Source organism: Mycobacterium sp. pW045 (genome assembly GCF_041287085.1).
Lineage (GTDB): Bacteria > Actinomycetota > Actinomycetes > Mycobacteriales > Mycobacteriaceae > Mycobacterium > Mycobacterium algericum_A.
In genome coordinates this window covers 1-20,050 of the sequence record NZ_JBGGKU010000005.1, presented here as the reverse complement: position 1 = coordinate 20,050, position 20,050 = coordinate 1, and the positions used below count along the sequence as shown (strand labels likewise).

At 67.8% G+C, this 20,050-nt stretch carries 17 protein-coding genes and 2 pseudogenes; 6 read left to right on the top strand and 13 right to left on the bottom strand.

What is annotated here, in order from left to right; genetic code table 11:
* Positions 1-3 precede the first annotated feature (3 nt).
* The 5 genes from ACAG20_RS09290 to ACAG20_RS09270 all read right to left on the bottom strand — a co-directional run bounded on the left by ACAG20_RS09290 (position 4) and on the right by ACAG20_RS09270 (position 6,225).
* Positions 4-2,085 carry a RecQ family ATP-dependent DNA helicase gene (locus ACAG20_RS09290; RefSeq protein ID WP_370492360.1) on the bottom strand — a complete coding sequence of 694 codons (2,082 nt, stop codon included), beginning with the start codon at positions 2,083-2,085 and terminating at the stop codon, positions 4-6.
* 7 nt (positions 2,086-2,092) lie between these two features.
* The gene (gene dmpG, locus ACAG20_RS09285; RefSeq protein ID WP_112685710.1) at positions 2,093-3,121 is read right to left on the bottom strand and encodes a 4-hydroxy-2-oxovalerate aldolase; all 1,029 of its coding nucleotides are present in this window, start codon (positions 3,119-3,121) and stop codon (positions 2,093-2,095) included.
* A gap of 2 nt (positions 3,122-3,123) precedes the next feature.
* A complete protein-coding gene (locus ACAG20_RS09280; RefSeq protein ID WP_370492359.1) occupies positions 3,124-4,053 on the bottom strand; it encodes an acetaldehyde dehydrogenase (acetylating) in 930 nt (309 codons plus the stop codon).
* Positions 4,054-4,063: 10 nt separating this feature from the next.
* On the bottom strand, positions 4,064-4,849 hold the full coding sequence (locus ACAG20_RS09275) for a 2-keto-4-pentenoate hydratase (protein WP_370492358.1): 786 nt from the start codon (positions 4,847-4,849) through the stop codon (positions 4,064-4,066).
* 116 nt (positions 4,850-4,965) lie between these two features.
* Complete coding sequence (locus tag ACAG20_RS09270) at positions 4,966-6,225, bottom strand: cytochrome P450 (RefSeq protein ID WP_370492357.1); 1,260 nt, start codon at positions 6,223-6,225, stop codon at positions 4,966-4,968.
* A gap of 248 nt (positions 6,226-6,473) precedes the next feature.
* Here ACAG20_RS09270 and kstD point away from each other — a divergent pair, with 248 nt between their 5' ends.
* The 3 genes from kstD (at position 6,474) to ACAG20_RS09255 (ending at position 10,685) form a co-directional block, all read left to right on the top strand.
* Positions 6,474-8,156: a 3-oxosteroid 1-dehydrogenase gene (gene kstD, locus ACAG20_RS09265; protein ID WP_370492356.1), complete on the top strand. Its 1,683-nt coding sequence runs from the start codon at positions 6,474-6,476 to the stop codon at positions 8,154-8,156.
* A gap of 2 nt (positions 8,157-8,158) precedes the next feature.
* Complete coding sequence (locus ACAG20_RS09260; protein ID WP_370492355.1) at positions 8,159-9,019, top strand: MaoC/PaaZ C-terminal domain-containing protein; 861 nt, start codon at positions 8,159-8,161, stop codon at positions 9,017-9,019.
* Between the two features lie 208 nt (positions 9,020-9,227).
* On the top strand, positions 9,228-10,685 hold the full coding sequence (locus ACAG20_RS09255; protein WP_370492512.1) for a PPE family protein: 1,458 nt from the start codon (positions 9,228-9,230) through the stop codon (positions 10,683-10,685).
* A 45-nt stretch (positions 10,686-10,730) separates the two neighbouring features.
* Here the strand turns inward: ACAG20_RS09255 and ACAG20_RS09250 are convergent, their stop codons facing one another.
* From ACAG20_RS09250 to ACAG20_RS09220, 7 genes and pseudogenes are all read right to left on the bottom strand, one after another.
* Positions 10,731-11,888, bottom strand: coding sequence for a lipid-transfer protein (locus ACAG20_RS09250; protein WP_370492354.1), 1,158 nt, complete (start codon positions 11,886-11,888; stop codon positions 10,731-10,733).
* 8 nt (positions 11,889-11,896) lie between these two features.
* Positions 11,897-12,310: a MaoC family dehydratase gene (locus tag ACAG20_RS09245; RefSeq protein WP_370492353.1), complete on the bottom strand. Its 414-nt coding sequence runs from the start codon at positions 12,308-12,310 to the stop codon at positions 11,897-11,899.
* Positions 12,307-13,281: a bifunctional MaoC family dehydratase N-terminal/OB-fold nucleic acid binding domain-containing protein gene (locus ACAG20_RS09240; RefSeq protein WP_370492352.1), complete on the bottom strand. Its 975-nt coding sequence runs from the start codon at positions 13,279-13,281 to the stop codon at positions 12,307-12,309. Before ACAG20_RS09240 ends, ACAG20_RS09245 begins: the two co-directional genes overlap by 4 nt.
* 13 nt (positions 13,282-13,294) lie before the next feature.
* Entirely contained in the window at positions 13,295-14,458 is a 1,164-nt protein-coding gene (fadE29, locus tag ACAG20_RS09235) for an acyl-CoA dehydrogenase FadE29 (protein WP_370492351.1), read from the bottom strand.
* A complete protein-coding gene (locus ACAG20_RS09230; protein ID WP_370492350.1) occupies positions 14,443-15,456 on the bottom strand; it encodes an acyl-CoA dehydrogenase family protein in 1,014 nt (337 codons plus the stop codon). Before ACAG20_RS09230 ends, fadE29 begins: the two co-directional genes overlap by 16 nt.
* A gap of 15 nt (positions 15,457-15,471) precedes the next feature.
* Entirely contained in the window at positions 15,472-16,719 is a 1,248-nt protein-coding gene (locus ACAG20_RS09225; protein WP_112688424.1) for a cytochrome P450, read from the bottom strand.
* Between the two features lie 33 nt (positions 16,720-16,752).
* A pseudogene (locus ACAG20_RS09220) lies at positions 16,753-16,917 on the bottom strand (steroid C27-monooxygenase); the annotation flags it as partial.
* A 145-nt stretch (positions 16,918-17,062) separates the two neighbouring features.
* Here ACAG20_RS09220 and ACAG20_RS09215 point away from each other — a divergent pair.
* From ACAG20_RS09215 to ACAG20_RS09205, 3 genes are all read left to right on the top strand, one after another.
* Positions 17,063-18,214: a steroid 3-ketoacyl-CoA thiolase gene (locus ACAG20_RS09215; RefSeq protein ID WP_112688426.1), complete on the top strand. Its 1,152-nt coding sequence runs from the start codon at positions 17,063-17,065 to the stop codon at positions 18,212-18,214.
* On the top strand, positions 18,214-18,624 hold the full coding sequence (locus ACAG20_RS09210) for a hypothetical protein (RefSeq protein WP_112688428.1): 411 nt from the start codon (positions 18,214-18,216) through the stop codon (positions 18,622-18,624). Before ACAG20_RS09215 ends, ACAG20_RS09210 begins: the two co-directional genes overlap by 1 nt.
* Positions 18,625-18,697: 73 nt before the next feature.
* On the top strand, positions 18,698-19,114 hold the full coding sequence (locus ACAG20_RS09205; RefSeq protein ID WP_370492511.1) for a nitroreductase family deazaflavin-dependent oxidoreductase: 417 nt from the start codon (positions 18,698-18,700) through the stop codon (positions 19,112-19,114).
* Between the two features lie 194 nt (positions 19,115-19,308).
* Here the strand turns inward: ACAG20_RS09205 and ACAG20_RS09200 are convergent.
* Positions 19,309-20,050, bottom strand: a pseudogene (locus ACAG20_RS09200) (hypothetical protein); the annotation flags it as partial.

Genomic DNA, 20,050 nt, shown 5'->3' with positions numbered 1-20,050 from the left:
TTGTCAGTTCATGCTGGCCAGCGCGAATGGCAGCACCTGCGGCGCACCGGCGGCGCGCAGCACCCGGGCGGCCATCGTCAGGGTCCACCCGGTGTCGGTCACGTCGTCGACCAGCAACACGGGGCCGACATCGGCCGGCAGACCGGTGGGCGGCTGCCAGGCGCCCTGCAGGGCCGCGACCCGATAGGCCGAGTTCGCCGCGGTCACCGGCCGCCGGTCCGGCGCGTAGCGCAGCGTATCCAGCCGGGTAAGGCGGCCGAGCTGCGCCAGCCGGTCGGCCAGTGAGCTGATCAGCACCGGATGCGTGGCCGAATCCAGCCCGAGTACCGCGGTGGGTCGGGTCTGCCAGTCCCAGCCCGCCAACACCGACACCGCCGCCCGCACCACGTCGTCGGGAACCTCGCGGTCCGGCTCGTCGAGCAGCCGCCGCAGCCGAACACCCCAGCCCAGGTCGGTGAGCCGGCCGATCACCCGGCCCGGCTCCGGCCCGTCGCCGATCCGGCCGGACAGCTTGACACCGAGCTGGGCCAGTCCGGACGGCCATTGTCGGCGTGGGGTGAGCTCCACGCCGGGGCGCATCAGCCGCTCCCGGGTGGCTGCGGCGGCGGCGGGATCCACCTCGGCGTCGAACCGCGGCCCGGCGCAGTTGTCGCACCGCCCGCAACGCTCGCCCTCCCGCAGCTGCGGGTCGTTGAGCTGCGCGCGCAGAAAACTCATCCGGCAGCCATCGGTGCTCTGGTAGTCCAGCATCGCCTGCTGCTCGCCGCGGCGCAGCTCGTCGAGCTTGCGGTAGCGCGGTTCGTCGTAGGTCCACTCCGCACCGGTGCCCAGCCAGCCGCCCTTGACCCGGCGGACCGCGCCGTCGACGTCGAGAACCTTGAGCACCATCTCCAATCGCGACCGATTCAGGTCGACCCGGGCCTCCAGCGCCGGCGTCGACAGCGGCTGATCGAGCGACAGCTCGCCGATCACCTTGCGCACCAACGACTCCGCCGGGAACGCCAGCGAGGCGAAGTAGCGCCAGATGTCCTGGTCGGCAGCACCGGGCAGCAGGATGACCTCGGCGCTGGCGGTGGCACGCCCGGCCCGCCCCACCTGCTGGTAGTAGGCGATCGGCGACGACGGCGCGCCAAGGTGCACCACGAATCCGAGGTCCGGCTTGTCGAAACCCATACCCAACGCCGAAGTGGCGATCAGCGCCTTGACCCGGTTGGCCAGCAGGTCGGCCTCGAGTTGCTCCCGGTCGGCGGAGTCGGTCGAACCGGTATAGGCCGCCACCGCGAAGCCCTGGGCACGCAGATCGGCGGCCACGTCGTGCGCCTGGGCCACGGTGAGCGTGTAGACGATCCCAGAGCCTGGCAGCTCGTTGAGGTGTTCGCCGATCCAGGCGGCGCGCTGCGCCGGGCCGCCGGCGGCCACCACCGACAACCGCAGCGACTCCCGGTCCAGGCCGCCGCGCAGCACCAAGGTGTCGGCACCGCCCACCCCGAGTTGGCGCGCGACGTCGTCGACCACCCGATCGTTGGCGGTCGCCGTGGTCGCCAGCACCGGGACTCCCGCCGGGAGGTCGGCGATCAAGGTGCGGATGCGCCGATAGTCCGGCCGGAAATCGTGGCCCCAGTCCGAGACGCAGTGCGCCTCGTCGACCACCACCAGCCCGGCCCGGGCCGCCAGCGCGGGCAGCACCTCGTCGCGGAAGTCCGGGTTATTGAGCCGCTCCGGGCTGACCAGCAGCACGTCCAGCTCACCGGCTGCCACCCGGCGTTGCACGTCGGCCCACTCGGTGACATTCGAGGAGTTGATGGTGGCGGCATGCACCCCGGCCCGCTCGGCGGCGGCGACCTGATTGCGCATCAGGGCCAGCAGCGGCGAGACGATCACCGTCGGCCCGTGCCCGGCCGCACGCAACAGCTTCGCGGCGATGAAGTACACCGCCGATTTACCCCACCCGGTGCGCTGCACCACCAGCGCGCGCCGGCGCTGCACCACCAGCGCCTCGATCGCGGCCCACTGGTCGTCGCGCAGGAGCGCCTGCGGTCCGGCCAGCTGCTCCAGAATCGCCTGGGCTTGCGGCCGTGCTGTCATGTCGCGATTACTTCGCGGCCCGCTCCCGCTGGATCTCCAGCGCGATGTCGATTAGCTGGTCCTCCTGACCGCCGATCAGCTTGCGCTGGCCGGCCCGGTGCAGCAATTCGTGGGCGGGCACGCCGTAGCGCTCGCCCTGGCGCACCGCGTGCTTGAGGAAGCTGGAGTACACCCCGGAGTAGCCCATGATGAGCGCGTTGCGGTCCAGCACGCACTCGGCGGGCATGGCCGGGCGCACCACGTCCTCGGCGGCGTCGGCGATGTCGAAGAAGTCGATACCGGTCTTGATGCCGACCTTGTCGAACACCCCGATCAGCGCCTCGACCGGGGCGTTGCCCGCACCGGCGCCGAACCGGCGCACCGAGCCGTCGATCTGCTTGGCACCGGCGCGCACCGCCTCCAGGGAGTTGGCGACACCCAGACCGAGGTTCTCGTGGCCATGAAAACCAACCTGCGCGTCGCCACCGAGTTCGGCGACCAGCGCAGCCACCCGATCGCGCACGCCTTCGAGCACCAGCGCACCGGCGGAGTCCACCACGTAGACGCACTGACAGCCGGCGTCGGCCATGATCCGGGCCTGGGCGGCCAGCTTCTCCGGCGGGATCGTGTGGGCCATCATCAAGAACCCGACGGTCTCCAGACCCAGCTCGCGGGCCAGCCCGAAGTGCTGGATGGAGACGTCGGCCTCGGTGCAGTGGGTGGCGATCCGGCAGATCTGACCGCCGTTGCCCTGCGCCTCTTTCATGTCTTCCTTGGTGGCCACGCCGGGCAGCATCAGGAAGGCGATCTTGGCGTCTTTGGCGGTCTGCGCCGCGAGCCTGATCAGCTCCTGATCGGGGGTCTTGGAGAACCCGTAGTTGAAGCTGGATCCACCGAGGCCGTCGCCGTGGGTCACCTCGATGACCGGCACCCCGGCGGCGTCGATCGCGGCAACGATCGCCGCCACCTCCTCGGGGGTGAACTGGTGGCGCTTGTGGTGCGAACCGTCCCGCAGCGAGGTGTCGGTGATCCGCACGTCGAAGATGTGATCAGACATGGTTACGCCCCTCCGGCTTTCGCGGTCGCCAGCTCGCGGGCGATCTCCTCGCCGACCTTGGTGGCGGCCGCGGTCATGATGTCCAGGTTGCCCGCATACGGCGGCAGGTAATCACCGGCGCCCTCGACCTCGACGAAGGTGGTGACGACCGCGCGACCGCCGGAGTTCAGCGACGGCTCGTCGAACTGTGGCTCGTTGAGCAGCCGGTAGCCGGGCACGTAGGTCTGCACCTGCTCGACCACGCTGTGGATCGACTTGGTGATCGCGTCGCGGTCGACGTCCTCGGGAATCTGGCAGAAGATGGTGTCGCGCATGATCATCGGCGGGTCGGCCGGGTTCAAGATGATGATCGCCTTGCCCTGTTGCGCACCGCCGATGGTCTCCACTCCGCGCGAGGTGGTCTTGGTGAACTCATCGATGTTGGCCCGGGTGCCCGGCCCCGCCGAGACGCTCGCGACGCTGGCGACGATCTCGGCATAGGGCACCGTGCCGCCCTGCTCTTTGACCGCGCGGGTCACCGCGTAGACGATCGGAATGGTGGCCTGCCCGCCGCAGGTGATCATGTTGACGTTGGGCGCGTCGACGTGTTCGTGCAGGTTCGCCGGCGGGATCACCGCCGGGCCGACCGCGGCCGGGGTCAGGTCGATGGCCCGGATGCCGGCCGCCTCGTACTTGGGCGCGTACGCCTTGTGAACGTAGGCGCTGGTGGCCTCGAAGACGAAGTCCGGCAACTCATCTTGGGCCAGCAGCCAGTCCGCCCCCTGCGCCGAGGTCTCCAGACCGAGTTTGCGGGCGCGGGCCAGGCCCTCGGATTCGGGGTCGATACCGATCATCCAGCGCGGCTCGAGCCACTCCGAGCGCAGCAGTTTGTACAGCAGGTCGGTGCTGATGTTGCCCGACCCGACGATCGCGACTGAGGCTTTGGCAGCCATGAACGCTCCTCTATTCGAAAACCAGCCGGACCGAACCCAGCCCGGAGAAATCGGCGACGCAGTCATCGCCGGCGTGCACATCGATGGCCCGGGTCGCCGTACCCGGCAACACGATGTCGCCGGCCTTCAGCCGCACCCCGAAGCTCTCCACCTTGCGAGCCAACCAGGCCACCGCGGTGACCGGGTTGCCCAGCACCGCGTCGCTGCGGCCCTTGGCGACCACCTCGCCGTTCTTGGTCAGCGACGCATCAATGCCTTTGATGTCGATATCACCGGGCTTGACTCGCTGCTTGCCGAGGACGAAGCCGGCCGAGGAGGCATTGTCGGAGATGGTGTCGCAGAGCTTGATCTTCCAGTCGGTGATCCGGCTGTCGATCAGCTCGATCGCCGGGGCGAACGCCTCAGTGGCGGCCAGCACGTGCTCCTCGGTGCAGTCCGCGCCGGGCAGATCAGCGCCCAGGATGAAGGCCACCTCCACCTCGACCCGCGGGTAGAGGTAGTTCGACGCCTTGACCGGCGTGTCCTCGAACACCTGCATCTCGTTGAGCAGATGCCCGTAGTCCGGCTCATCGACACCCATCATCTGCTGCATCGCCTCGCTGGACAGGCCGACCTTGTGTCCGACGACCCGAGCACCCTCGGCGATCCGCTGCCGGATGTTGATCAACTGGATCTCGTAGGCGTCGACGACATCGATGTCGGGGTGGGCCGCCGTCAACGGGGAGATCGGGACCCGGCTGCGCTCCGCTTGCGCCAACTCGGCGGCGAGTTCGTCGCGGATCTGGGCGCTGAGCATCTTCGATGGTCCCCTCGGGTGCTGGTGGTGAACGGGTGAAACCCCGCCAACAGCCAGTCTAGGTGGCGCTGGCGCTGGTGGCGGCCGCGGTTCCGGTAGCCGGGAAGGCCCGTGAACTAAGCCTTACCGGTGTAATCGACCGGCCAACGCTTGATCGCGTTCAGCCAGCCGGACTGCAGCCGGCTAGGAGCGTCCAGCGGCTTGAGGTCCGGGATGTGGTCGGCGATGGCGTTGAACATCAGGCCGATGGTCATCCGCGCCAGGTGGGTGCCGATGCAGTAGTGCGCACCGGTGCCGCCGAAGCCGACGTGCGGGTTGGGGTCGCGCAGGATGTTGAACTGCTGCGGGTTGTCGAACACCTCGGGATCGAAGTTGGCGGCGCGGTAGAACATCACCACACGCTGACCTTCCTTGATCTGCGTTCCGTTGAGGTTGTAGTCACGAGTTGCGGTGCGCTGGAACGACGACACCGGGCTGGCCCAGCGCACGATCTCGTCGGCGGTGGTCTCCGGGCGTTCGGATTTGAACAGCTCCCACTGGTCGGGGTGGTCGATGAAGGCCATCATCCCCTGGGTGATCGAGTTGCGGGTCGTCTCGGACCCGGCCACCGCCAGCAGGATGATGAAGAACCCGAGCTCGTCGTCGTTGAGCTTCTCGCCGTCGATGTCGGCCTCGATCAGCGTCGTCACGATGTCGCTGCCGGGGTTCTGCCGCTTCATCTCGGCCAGCTGCAACCCGTAGGCGATGATCTCCATCGCCGACATCGCCGGGTCGTACTTGTCGGTGTATTCCGGGTCGTCATAGCCGGTCATCTGGTTGGTCCAGTTGAACAGCTTGCCGCGGTCCTCCAGCGGAACCCCCATCAGACCGGCGATCGCCTGCAGCGGCAGCTCGGAGGCCACCTCCACCACAAAGTCACCGGTGCCGCGGGCCAGCGCTTCTTTGGCGATGTTCTGCGCCCGCTGCTCCAGGTCGTCATGCAGCGGCAGGATGTGGCGCGGGGTGAAGCCACGCGAGACGATCCGGCGCAACCGGGTATGCCGCGGCGCATCCTGGTTGAGCATGATCAAACGCTGCTGGTCGATCTGCTCCCGCTGAATGTCGTCGTTGAACCGCGGGATGGCGGTGTTGATCTCGCTGGAGAACACGTCGTCCAGGCGGGAGATCTCTTTGACGTCCGCGTGGCGGGTGATGGCCCAATAGCCGCCGTCGTTGAAGCCACCGACGCCGTCGGGCTGCTCGATCCACTTGATCGGCTCGCTTTCACGCAGCGCGGCCAACTCCGCATTCGGTATGCGCTCCGCCCAGATCTCCGGATCGGTCGGGTCGAAACCGGCGGGGATGCTGGGGGCTGAGCGGGCGGTGGGGCTGGCCACGGTGACAACTCCTTCATACGGCGTGTAAAAAACACGATACTTACTCGCGCCAGTAAAACATGGTCTAGCCGCGAACGAAAGGCGCGCAGGCGACCAAACTGGAACGCGTTCTACCGGGCGGTCGACCAACCTGAACTGGACGGTCCCGTCGGCCACCAGCAGGGAAGAGAACGGTCGTCCGGGTGACGGACCGGCGATACCACCGGCCAACTGGCGCGCGGGCGGGGCAATTCTATAACGTGTTCTACATGGCCGAACAGGAGTACGACGTCGTCGTGGTCGGAAGCGGCGGCGCCGGGATGGTCGCCGCTCTCACCGCGGCCCACCAGGGACTGTCAACGGTAGTCATCGAGAAAGCCGCCCATTACGGCGGATCGACCGCGCGCTCCGGCGGCGGCGTGTGGATCCCGAACAATGAGGTGCTCAAGCGCGCAGGCGTCAAAGACGACGCCGAGTCCGCCCGCACCTACCTGCACACGATCATCGGCGACGTGGTTCCGGCCGAGAAGATCGACACCTACCTGCAGCGCGGTCCCGAGATGCTGTCGTTCGTGCTGAAGAACTCGCCGCTGAAGATGTGCTGGGTTCCCGGCTACGCCGACTACTACCCCGAGCAGCCCGGCGGCAAGCCGACCGGCCGATCGATCGAGCCGAAGCCGTTCAACGCCCGCAAACTCGGCGCCGACATGGCCGGCCTGGAACCGCCGTACGGCAAGGTGCCGCTGAACGTCGTTGTCATGCAGCAGGACTACGTCCGGCTCAACCAGCTCAAGCGCCACCCGCGCGGGGTGCTGCGCAGCCTGAAGGTGGGCGCCCGCACCATGTGGGCGCAGGCCACCGGAAAGAACCTGGTGGGCATGGGCCGCGCCCTGATCGCGCCGCTGCGCATCGGGCTGCGCGACGCCGGTGTCCCGGTCGAGCTCAACACCGCACTGACCGACCTCTACGTCTCCGACGGCGTGGTGCGCGGCGTCTATGTGCGCGACAGCAACGCTTCCGAAGAAAGCGAGCCGAGGCTGATCCGGGCACGACGCGGCGTCATTCTGGCCAGCGGCGGGTTCGAGCACAACGAGCAGATGCGGGTGAAGTATCAGCGCGCGCCGATCACCACCGAGTGGACCGTGGGCGCTAAGGCCAACACCGGCGAGGGCATCCTGGCCGGCGAGAAACTGGGTGCCGCGCTGGACATCATGGAGGACTCCTGGTGGGGCCCCACGGTGCCGCTGCCGAACGCACCGTGGTTCGCGCTCTCGGAGCGCAACTCCCCCGGGTCGATCATCGTCAACATGGCCGGCAAGCGGTTCATGAATGAGTCGATGCCCTATGTCGAAGCCTGCCACCATATGTACGGCGGCCAATACGGCCAGGGACCGGGTCCCGGCGAGAACATTCCGGCCTGGCTGGTGTTCGACCAGCGCTACCGCAACAACTACATCTTTGCCGGATTGCAGCCCGGACAACGGATCCCGAAGAAGTGGCTGGAGTCGGGGGTGATCGTCTCGGCCGACACCCTGGAAGAGCTGGCGACCAAGACCGGCGTGCCGGCGGCGGCCTTGACCGCGACCGTCGAACGGTTCAACGAGTTCGCGCGCACCGGCGTCGACGAGGACTTCCACCGCGGCGAGAGCGCCTATGACCGCTACTACGGCGACCCGACCAACAAGCCGAACCCGAACCTGGGCCAGATCGCCCAGGCCCCGTTCTACGCCGCCAAGATGGTGCCCGGTGACCTGGGGACCAAGGGGGGGATCCGCACCGACGTGCGCGGCCGGGCGTTGCGCGACGACAACAGCGTCATCGAGGGGCTCTACGCGGCGGGCAACGTGAGCGCCCCGGTGATGGGCCACACCTACCCGGGCCCCGGTGGCACCATCGGGCCCGCGATGACATTCGGTTACCTGGCCGCTCTCGACATCGCAGGAAAGGCTTAGACATGGCAATCGATCTCGATGCCGCTCTCGGTGCAGAGTTCGGCCGGGTTGAGTTCTCTTGGAGCGCAACCAATGTGCAGCTCTACAACCTGGGGCTGGGCGCTGGTTCGGACCCGATGGACCCGCGTGAGCTGAGCTACGTCGTCGACCGCACCCCGCAGGTGCTGCCGACGTTCGGCTGCGTCGCCGCGTCGTTCAACGACGTCGACCCGCCCAAGGTGAGCTGGCCGGGCGTCGAGATCGACCTGGCCAAGATCCTGCACGCGTCCGAGAAAGTCATCGTGCCGGCGCCACTGCCGCCGTCGGGCAGCGCACGGTCGGTCAGCCGGATCGTCGACATCTGGGACAAGGGCAAGGCCGCCGTCGTGGTGCTCGAGACGAGCGTTACCAGTACCGACGGCACCCCGCTGTGGACCCAGCAGCGGTCCATCTTCGCCCGTGGCGAGGGCGGCTTCGGCGGCGAGCGCGGACCGTCCACCGCTGCCGAACAGCCCGACCGCGCACCGGACTTCGAAATCGACATCCCGACGGCGCCGCAGCAGGCACTGCTCTACCGGCTCTGCGGGGATCGCAACCCGCTGCATTCTGACCCGGAGTTCGCGGCCGCGGCGGGTTTCGACCGGCCGATTCTGCACGGCCTGTGCACCTACGGCATGACCTGCAAGGCGGTGGTGGACACCGCACTGGACGGCGACGCCGGCGCGGTGCGTTCCTTCGGCGCCCGGTTCGCCGGCGTGGTCTTCCCGGGCGAGACACTGCGGGCCCACATCTGGAAAGCAGACGGCCGGCTGCTGGGCAACGTGGTCGCCCCGGGCCGCGACAACGCCGCCGTACTGGGCGACGTGGAACTGGTTCCGGCCTAGCAACGCCGTTCCGCGTCTTTCCCCCGCGCGATCCGCCGGAACGACGCCTCCCGCAGTAGCCTCACGGACCGGCTCTGCCGCTCTTCGTGATCGTTATTGAAAACGATTGTCATCTTCGCTAGGGTCGATCGGAATCGCGAAACGCATCCACTCCGGTTGCGTCGTGGACCGACGAAATGAAGGCGACCCTGTGACGGCTCCGGTGTGGATGGCTTCGCCACCCGAGGTGCATTCAGCGGCGCTGAGCAGCGGGCCCGGACCCGGACCGCTGTTGTCGGCCGCCGGCGCATGGTCGTCGTTGAGCCTGGAGTACACCGCGATCGCTGACGCGCTGCGATCGCAGCTCGGGGCCGTCCAGGCAGCGGCGTGGCAGGGACCCACCGCTGACCGGTACGCCGCCGCACATCTGCCCTATCTGGCATGGTTGGCGGCGGCCAGCGCTGACAGCGCCGCGTTGGCGGCGCGGCATGAAACAGTGGCGACGGCGTATGTCAGTGCGTTGGCCGCCATGCCGACGTTGCCGGAGTTGGCGGCCAACCACGCGATCCACGGGGTTTTGGTGGCGACCAATTTCTTCGGGATCAACACCATCCCGATCGCACTCAACGAAGCCGACTACGCACGGATGTGGGTCCAAGCCGCCACCACCATGGCCACCTACGAAGCGGTCTCCGGCGCGGCGCTGGCCTCGGCCCCGCAGCCCGCGGCTGCGCCACCGATCCTGCTGCACGACGAGTCCGACCATGACCATGACCATGACCATGACCATGACCACGACCACGACCACGGGGGCGGCGGAATTCACGACGGCAGCCTGACTCCAGCAGACCCGGAGTGGTGGACGGACTTCTTCTCTGAGCTGGGCCACTACGGCGAAGTGCTGCTGAATGACCTGCTCACCAATCCGGGTGCCTTCATGACCGACCTGTCATGGATCGTGGCTGATCTGACCTTCCACGCCTCTCAGATCGCCTCGACGCTCAGCCAGTTCGCCCCGGCGCTGATCCAGCCGGCACTCGTCCTGGTCATCGGGAATCTGGGCTGGGCAGCAGGCTTGGCCGGCCTCGCCGGCGTGCAGCCAGCTGCGATCGTGGCCGTCGACGCAGAACCGATCACCGCGGCATTGCCGGCCGCCGGAGGCGCGTCCACCACCGTCTCGAGCGCCCCCGCGGCGCCGGCAGCCGCCACGACCGCGTCGATATCGGCACCGGCAACCAGCGCAGCTCCCGCGGCGGCACCGCCCACGGCGCCGCCGGCCGGGGGAAACCCGGGATTCTTCCCGCCCTACGTAATCGGACCGGCCGGTACTTACGGGCGGGCGAACGCCAAGTCCCGCACCCGCGCAGTCACCAAAACGCCGAACCCGGATGACGCGGCCGAGTCGGCCGCGGCGGCGGCTCGCGGGCGGGACCGCACCCGCGCCCGCCGCCGTCGACGCGCACGCGACGAGGCCAATGAGTTCGCCGATGTGAAGGTCGCCGTCGAACCAGTCGAGACAGCGGCTCAGCCGTCAGACCGCGGCGCCGGCAGCGGGGGATTCCCGGGCGCGCAAGCCAAGCGGGAACGGGCCGCGGCGGGGATGACCGCATTGACGGTCAACGGTTTCAGCCATGGACCGAGGGTTCCGCTGCTCCCCGAGAGCTGGAACGACGGCACCGGCGCCTGATTTCCTTGCGCGAGCGTCTGTTCGCGGTGCGCAGTGCCGGAGGGACTAACCCAGGATCAGCCCCGAGGTAGGCACACCGGTGCCGGCGGTGACCAGTACATGCTCCACGTTCGGCACCTGGTTGACCGAGGTGCCGCGCAGCTGGCGTACTCCTTCGGCGATGCCGTTCATGCCGTGCACATAGGCCTCGCCGAGTTGCCCACCATGGGTGTTGATCGGCAGTCGGCCACCCAGCTCGATGGCGCCACCGGCGATGAAGTCTTTGGCCTCGCCTTTACCGCAGAATCCCAACTCCTCCAACTGGATCAAGGTGTAGGGGGTGAAGTGGTCATAGAGCACCGCGGTCTGGATGTCGGTCGGCGTCAGGCCGGACTGCGCCCACAATTGCTTGCCCACCAGTCCCATCTCGGGAAGCCCCAGTTCGTCGCGGTAGTAGGAGTACATGGTGAACTGGTCGGCCCCGGCGCCCTGTGCCGCCGCCTCGATGACCGCCGGGCGGTGCTTGAGGTCCTTGGCACGTTCCGGGGTGGTGACCACGATCGCCACCCCGCCGTCGGTCTCCTGACAGCAGTCCAGCAGCCGCAGCGGCTCGGCGATCCACCGCGAATTCTGGTGATCCTCGATGGTGATCGGCTTGCCGTAGAAGTGCGCTTTGGGGTTGGTCGCCGCATGCTTGCGATCAGCCACCGACACCACACCGAAATCCGCACTGGTGGCGCCGTATTCGTGCATGTAGCGCTGGGCGATCATGGCCACCGATGCCGCCGGTGTGCTCAGCCCGTGCGGGTAGGACCAGCTGTACTCCACGCCGCGCGAATCGGCGTTGATGGTCAGCCCGGTCATCACCTGGCCGAACCGGAACTCCGAGCGCTCGTTGAATGCCCGGTAGGCCACCACGACCTCGGCAATCCCGGTGGCCACCGCCAGCGCCGCCTGCTGCACGGTCGCGGCGGCCGCACCGCCGCCGTAGCCGATCTGGGAGAAGAAGGTCAGCTCGCCGATACCGGTGGCGCGCGCGACGGCGGTCTCCAGGTTGGAGTCCATGGTGAAGGTGACCAGGCCGTCGACGTCGGCGGGCTTCAGGCCCGCATCATCGAGGGCGTCGAGCACCGCCTCGGCGGCCAGTCGCAGCTCGCTGCGCCCGGATTCCTTGGAGAAGTCGGTCGCGCCGATTCCGGCGATAGCCGCCTGTGCTGAAAGCATGCCGGGCATTAGCGCTCCCCGAGGGTGAGTGTGGCGGTGGCGATGACGTGATCGCCAAGACTGTTGTTGCCCACAACTTTCACGGTGACCAGAGGTCCGTCTGCGGTGTTTTCCAGGGCGGTCACCTCGCCGGAGAAGGTGACGGTGTCGTAGGCGTACCACGGCACGCCCAGTCGCAGCCCGATGGAGCGGATCACCGCCTTGGATCCGGCCCAATCGGTGAGGTAGCGCTGCACCAGGCCGGTGTCGGTGAGAATATTGACGAAGATGTCCTTGGAGCCCTTGGCCTGCGCCTTGTCCCGGTCGTGGTGCACGTCCTGGTAATCGCGGGTCGCGATGGCGGTGGAGACGATGAACGTCGGGTCGCCATAGATCTTGAGCTCCGGCAGCTTGGTGCCGACTTCGACGGTCGGAGCGCTCATGCCCCGCCTCCTTCCACTGGCTCCCAGGCGTACAGGCTCCACGCCGGTCCGGCATCGCTAGCCGGGAAGTCGAGATAGATTGCCCGGACGGGCATTCCGATCCGCACGGCCGCGGCGTCGACGCCGCGCAGCTCACCGAGCATCCGCACGCCCTCCTCGAGTTCGACCAACGCGATGACGAACGGCACGCTGCGACCGGGGACTTTGGGTGCATGGTGCACCACGAAGCTGAACACCGTTCCGTTGCCGGAGGCCACGATGTAGTCGGTGGTCTCGGTCTTGTCCTTCCAGACCGCCGGCACCGGGGGGTGCTGCAGGCTGCCGTCGGGGCGTTGCTGGACCCGCAACTCGTGGGCGGCGACCCCCTCCCAGAAGTACGCCGAATCCCTCGACCACGACGGCCGCATCATCTTGGCGGGGTCGAGATCCTCAGGCGTCTCGACGGTTTCGACACGATCCTTCGGCAGGAACTTCAGGATGCGCCAGTTCATGTCGGCCACCAGTTCCCCGTCACCGTCTTGGCCTGCCCACCAGCGGATCTTCTGGGTGATGAAGTAGCCCTCGCCCAAACCCGTCTGTTTGGGGCCGACGATATCGGTCACCTCGGCGGTGACGCTGACCTCTTCGCCGGGCCGCAGGTAGCGGTGGTAGGTCTGCTCACAGTTGGTGGCCACCACCCCGACATAGCCGGCGCCGTCGAACAGTTCCATGACCTTGCCGAGCGGGTCGTCGGCGGGGCGCTCGCCGCCCAGGCCCATCATCGTCCAGACCTGGATCATCGCCGGCGGTGCGACGATCCCCGGATGCCCGGCCGCGCGCGCGGCCTCCTCATCGACGTAGATCGGATTCTCATCGCCGATGGCGTCAACCCAGTGCCGAATCATCGGCTGGTTCACCGGATCCCGGCCGGTCCGCGGCTCGCTGCGGCCGGAAGCCAGTATCTGCTCGATCCCGGCGGAAAGGTCGCTCATCTGTCTCCTCGACTCATCGTGGCACCCGCGGAACCTTCAGGCCCGAGGCCGCGATCATCTCCCGCATCACCTCGTTGACCCCGCCACCGAACGTGATGACCAGGTTGCGTTTCGTCTGGACGTCCAGCCAGCGCAGCAGCTCGGCGGTGGCCGCATCGGCCGGGTTGCCGTAGCAGCCGACCAACTCCTCGGCCAACCGCCCGGCGTACTGGATCCGCTCGGTGCCGAAGACTTTAGTGGCCGCCGCGTCGGCGACGTCGATGATCTCGCCGGCCGCGGCGACCTGCCAGTTGAGCAGCTCGTTGATGCGAAACATGGCGTGGATCTCGCCGAGACCGCGTTTGACCGCATCATGGCTGATCGGGGTCACCCCGTCGCTGCCGGGCTTGGTGGCCCAGGCGAGCACCTTGTCGTAGATGGCGCCGAACCGGCCGGCCGGACCCAGCATCACCCGCTCGTTGTTGAGCTGGGTGGTGATCAGCCGCCAGCCGCCGTTCTCCTCGCCCACCAGCATCTCGACGGGCACCCGAACGTCGTTGTAGTAGGTCGCGTTGGTGTGATGCGCCCCGTCGGACAGGATCATCGGAGTCCACGAGTAACCGGGGTCCTTGGTGTCCACGATCAGGATCGAAATCCCCTTGTGTTTCACCGCCGCCGGATCGGTGCGCACCGCCAGCCAGATGTAGTCGGCGTCGTGAGCGCCGGTGGTGAACACCTTCTGGCCGTTGACGATGTAATGGTCGCCATCACGAACCGCGGTGGTGCGCAACGACGCCAAGTCGGTGCCGGCCTCCGGTTCGGTGTAGCCGATCGCAAAATGCACCTCCCCGGCCAGGATGGCCGGCAGGAACTTCTTCTTCTGCGCTTCGTTGCCGTACACCTGCAGGGTGGGGCCAACGGTCTGCAGCGTCACGGCCGGCAGTGGGATGTCGGCTCGCTGCGCCTCGTTGACGAAGATCTGCTGCTCGATCGGCCCGAAGCCCAGGCCGCCGAACTCTTTGGGCCAGCCGACGCCGAGCTTGCCGTCACGGCCCATCCGGCGGATCACATCGCGATAGGCCTGGTTGTGCCGGTCGGAGGCCATCGCCTTTTCCTCATCGGGCGTGATCAGGTTGGCGAAGTACTCGCGCAGTTCGGCCTGGAGTTTGCGCTGCTCCGGGGTCAGATCGACAAACATTGCGCTCCAAGGGTTTCGAGACGTTGCGACCGGCCACCCAGCAGGCGGTTCAGGTCTTTGATCGTGGAGTAGTAGCGGTCCATCGGGTAGTCGACGTCCATGCCCATCCCGCCGTGCAGGTGGTGGCAGAGTTGCATCACCGGCGGGGCCTGCGAGGTGATCCAGTACCCGAGCACCCCGAGGTCGTCGTCGGCGTCGAGACCGTTGGCCAGCCGCCAGACCACCGATGTCGCCGCCAGCGTGATGGTGCGCGAGACGATGTAGACCTCCGAGAGCTGAGCTGCCACCGTCTGGAAGGTGGACAGCGGCCGGCCGAACTGTTCGCGGCTGCCGACGTAGTCGGCGGTCAGCCGCAGCGCGCCGGCTACCAGCCCGGAGGCGTAGGCGCCGACCATCGCCAGCACCAATTGGTTCACCCGATGTACCGAGGCGCCGTCCAAAACGGCGTCGACCTCGGCATCGTCGAATACGACCGCGTACTCGTCGCTGTGGTTGGCGGTCGGGGTCTTCGTCAGCCGCACCCCGGCCGCCCTCGGCGAGATCACCGCGACGCCCGAATCCGCGGTGACCAGCATCCACTCGGCCTGATCGGCGTAGGGCACGCCGATCTTGGTGCCGGACAACCGGTTACCGGCCAGCGTCACCGCGGGCTGCTCGGGCAGCGCGGCGGCCGGCTCGTCGAGCGCGGCGGACAGCACCGCGCCCTTGGCCACACCGGCCAGGTAACGGTCCTGTTGGGCGTCGCCGGCCAACTCCAGCAGCGGCACCAGCGCGAACCCGAGGGTGCACAGCGCCGGGCTGACGGTCCCGTGCCGACCGATCTCGGTCAGCGCCGTAGCCACTTCCGACAGGCCGACGCCGTCACCGCCGAGCCGCTCCGGCACCGCGAGCGCACTCACCCCGCCGGCGACCAGCGCCTCCCAGCTGTTGTCCCGCTCGAGCACCGACGCGACGACATCGGCGACCGCCTGCTGTTCCGGCTCTGGACTGAAGTCCACCGAATCTCCTTAAATCTAGTGGGCCACCGGGCATTTGCCGGTGTAGTCCATCTGCCAGTGCTTGATGCCGTTGAGCCACCCCGAGCGCAGCCGCTCGGGTTTGGCCAGCGGCGCAAGGTCCGGCACGTGGTCGGCCACCGCGTTGAAGATCAGGTCGATCGTCAACCGGGCCAGGTGGGTGCCGATGCAGTAGTGCGCCCCGGTGCCGCCGAATCCGACGTGTGGGTTCGGGTCGCGCAGGATGTTGAATTTATGCGGCTCATCGAAGGCGTCCTCGTCGAAGTTGGCCGAGCGGTAGAACATCACCACCCGCTGCCCCTTCTTGATCTGCGCGCCGGACAGCTCGTAGTCCTCCAGCGCGGTGCGCTGGAAGCAGATCACCGGGGAGGCCCACCGCACGATCTCGTCGGCAGTGGTCGCCGGGCGTTCCTTCTTGAACAACTCCCACTGCTCGGGGTGCTCGGAGAACGCGATCATGCCGTGGGTGATCGAGTTGCGGGTGGTCTCGTTGCCGGCCACCGCCAGCATCACCACGAAGAAGCCGAACTCGTCGTCGGAGAGCTTCTCGCCGTCGATGTCGGCGTTGATCAGCGTGGTGACGATGTCTTCACCGGGGTTCTCCGCCTTGGCCGCCGCCAGCTGCATGGCGTAGGTGATCAACTCGAACGACGAGGCCTGCGGGTCGATGTCGGCGTACTCGGGGTCTTCGCTGCCGGTCATCTCGTTGGACCACTGGAACAGCTTGTCGCGATCTTCCTGCGGCACACCGAGCAGTCCGGCGATCGCCTGCAGCGGCAGTTCGCACGACACCTGCTCGACGAAGTCTCCGGAGCCGGCCTCGGCGGCGGCCTTGACGATCGCCTGCGCCCGTTCATGGAGTTCGTCGCGCAACCGTCCGATAGCCCGCGGTGTGAAACCCCGGGAAATGATCCGGCGCAGCCGCGTGTGGTGCGGTGCGTCCATGTTGAGCATCACGAACCGCTGAACCTCGATGTTCTCCCGCTGCATGTCGTCGGAGAACCGCGGGATCACACAGTTCTCGTAGCTGGAGAAGACGTCGCTGCGCAGCGACACCTCTTTGACGTCGGCGAGCTTGGTGACCGCCCAGTAGCCGCCGTCGTTGAAGCCGCCGCCCTTGCCGGGGGCCTGCTCGATCCAACAGACCGGCGCGGTTTTGCGCAGTTGCGCGAACTCCTTCTCGGGGATGCCCTCGGCGATGAGGTCGGGGTTGAGGAAGTCGAATCCTGCGGGAAGTGTGGACATGCTGGAACTAGCCTCCGTGTCTCGTTCGGTGGTTCAGGCGGACTTGCCGGTGTAGTCGACCCGCCAGGTTTTGCTGCCGTTGAGCCAACCCGACTTCAACCGGTCCGGCGTGTCCAGCGGCTTGAGGTCCGGGTTGCGGTCGGCGATCGCGTTGGACATCAGGTTCCCCGACATCCGGGCCAGCTGGGTGCCGATGCAAGGCGGCGGCACTTTGACACTCGACATCGGCGGACTCCTAAATGCAACGCGTTCTAGTAGCAGTAAAACATGGGCTCACCATAGACCAAAGGCCTGTTCGCATCGCCGCTTGTCAGACTAATGAAACGTGTTCTAGCCTGGCCGCATGGGTAATCCTGTCATCGTCGAAGCCACACGAAGCCCCATCGGTAAACGTAACGGCTGGCTCTCGGGTCTGCACGCCACTGAACTGCTCGGGGCGGTGCAGAAGGCGCTGGTCACCAAGGCCGGTATCGAGCCGGGCAGCGTCGAGCAGGTCATCAGCGGCTGTGTCACCCAGTACGGCGAGCAGGCCAACAACGTGGCCCGGCAGTCTTGGCTGATCGCCGGGCTGCCCGAGCACGTGGGCGCCACCACCATCGACTGCCAGTGCGGCAGTGCGCAGCAGGCCAACCATCTGATCGCCGGCCTGATCTCGGTCGGTGCCATCGACATCGGTATCGCGTGCGGTATCGAGGCGATGAGCCGGGTCGGGCTGGGCGAGAACGGCGGCGGCGCCCGGGCGTCGTCGTGGACCATCGACCTGCCCAACCAGTTCGAAGCCGCCGAGCGGATCGCCAAGCGGCGCGGGATCACCCGCGCCGACGTCGACGCATTCGGGCTGCGCTCCCAGCAGCGGGCCAAGCAGGCCTGGGATGAAGGCCGGTTCGACCGGGAGATCTCCCCGATCGAGGCGCCGGTGATCGACGAGAACAAGCAACCCACCGCCGAGTGGAACACCGTCAGCCGCGACCAGGGTCTGCGCGACACCACGATCGAGGGCCTGACCAAGCTGAACCCGGTGATCGAGGGTGGCATCCACACTGCCGGCAGCTCCTCGCAGATCTCCGACGGGGCGGCCGCGGTGCTGTGGATGGATGAGGACAAGGCCAAAGCGCTGGGCCTGAAGCCGCGGGCCCGGATCATCAGCCAGGCCAACGTCGGCGCCGAGACCTACTACCACCTGGACGGCCCGGTGCAGTCCACCGCGAAAGTGCTCGAGAAGGCCGGGATGAAGATGGGTGACATCGACCTGGTCGAGATCAACGAGGCGTTCGCATCGGTGGTGTTGTCCTGGGCGGCGGTGCACAACCCGGACATGGACCGGGTCAACGTCAACGGCGGGGCGATCGCGCTGGGGCACCCGGTGGGCTCCACCGGCAGCCGGCTGATCACCACCGCGCTGCACGAGCTGGAGCGCACCGACAAGTCGACCGCGCTGATCACCATGTGCGCGGGCGGGGCGCTGTCCACCGGCACCATCATCGAGCGGATTTAGTGGCGCCGGTGTCTCAGCCCCTTTCAAAGCCCGTCACGGAGGCCGACCGCATCGCAGCGGCGCAGGCCTACATCGACGCGCTGGTCAGCCACGACGCGTCCGCGGTCCGGTTCAGTCCGGACTGCACCCGAGTCGAAGTCGGAATCAAGACCGGCTTCTCCGGAAATCACTTGCGTCGCAGCCTGAATCGTGGCCCGCAGTTTCGGCTGATCTCAGCCGCCACGCTGCCGGAATACAGCGTCGACGGTGATGAGGTGCGGGCGGTCTACGACATCATCACCAAGCCGTCGCTGTTCGGGCGGCGGGTGTGCGCGCACGTCGACGAGGTATTCGTCATTCCGTCCGACAGTCCCGACGGCATCGCGACGATCCACCACATCCGGGCCGGGATCAAGCCGTTCATTCAGTAGGGTTGCGCACGTGAGCACACCGGAGAAGCCGAAATCGCTGGACTCGCCGGTCACCGGCACCATCATCAAATGGATGTCGCGGGCCAACACCTGGGCCTACAAGGCCACCGGCGGCCGGGTCGGCGGCAAGTGGCGCTTGGGCACCAAGCACTTCGGCGAGGTTCCCGAGGTCGGCATCCTCACCACCACCGGACGCAAGACCGGTGAGCCGCGTGAGTCCCCGCTGCTGTTCCTGCGCGAAGGCGACCGGGTGATCCTGGTGGCATCCCAGGGCGGGCGCGCCACCAACCCGATGTGGTACCTGAACCTCAAAGCCAACCCGCAGGTCTCGTTCCGGATCCGCAACGAGGTGCTGCGGCTGCGTGCCCGTGACGCCGACGAGTCGGAGCGGGCCGCCTACTGGCCCAAGCTCGATGCGATGTACCCGGACTTCGTCAACTACCGCGCCTGGACCGACCGGGAGATTCCGATCGTCATCTGCGATCCTTAGCGCTCGCAGTGGTAGCGCAGGCTGGGCCCGATCCCGGCCAGGTAATCGGAAGTCGCTTTTCGGCAGGCGGTTTTTCGGCAGGCGGTTAGGCCGCCGGCGTTCCGGCGATCCTCCGACGAACGGCCGGGAGGCCCCGCACGCCATGCGTACGGGGCCTCCCGGTGCTGCTTCGCTGCCGAGGGCTCGGACCTCGATCAGTAGTTCGCGCCGTAGGCGCCCTGGTGACCGGCGCTGCCGGCGTTGCCCGCGCCCCCGTCGGCACCATCCTGGCCATTGACGCTGCCGGTACCTCCGGCACCACCCTTACCTCCGACAAGGCCGGCGCCGCCTCCGGGCCCGCCGGGGCCGCCTGGACCACCGCTCGGATGCTCCTCGGTGCCTTGGCCACCGGTTCCACCGGTTCCGCCGCCGCCGCCGGTGCCGCCGGTACCGCCGTTGCCACCGTTGCCGCCGACCCCGGTCGTGCCGTTAGCCGCGGTGCCGCCGTTACCGCCCGCACCGCCGTCACCGGCGACACCGCCGCTGCCGCCCGGACCCCCGATGTGGCCCTGGCCACCGCCGGGATCGCCGGTCTCACCGCTCTGGCCGGGGCCGCCACGCCCGCCGGTCCCGCCGACACCGCCATGGCCGCCGGCACCACCGTCGCCCGAGTTCCAGCCACCCGCACCGCCATCGCCGCCGGCGCCGCCGACACCGCCGACACCGCCGGTGTAGCCCGGTCCGCCGTAGTCAGGCGAGGTGGCACCGGTCGTACCTTGACCACCGGCGCCGCCGTTACCGCCCTTCCCGCCGTCACCGTCCGGTCCGGCGTTGCCGCCTTGGCCACCGGTACCGCCGGCCTGACCGGTCTGGGCTTGGCCGTTGCCGCCCTTGCCGCCGTTACCGCCGTTACCGGTGCCGACCGCATCAGCACCCTGCTGGCCATCAGCAGCCGCC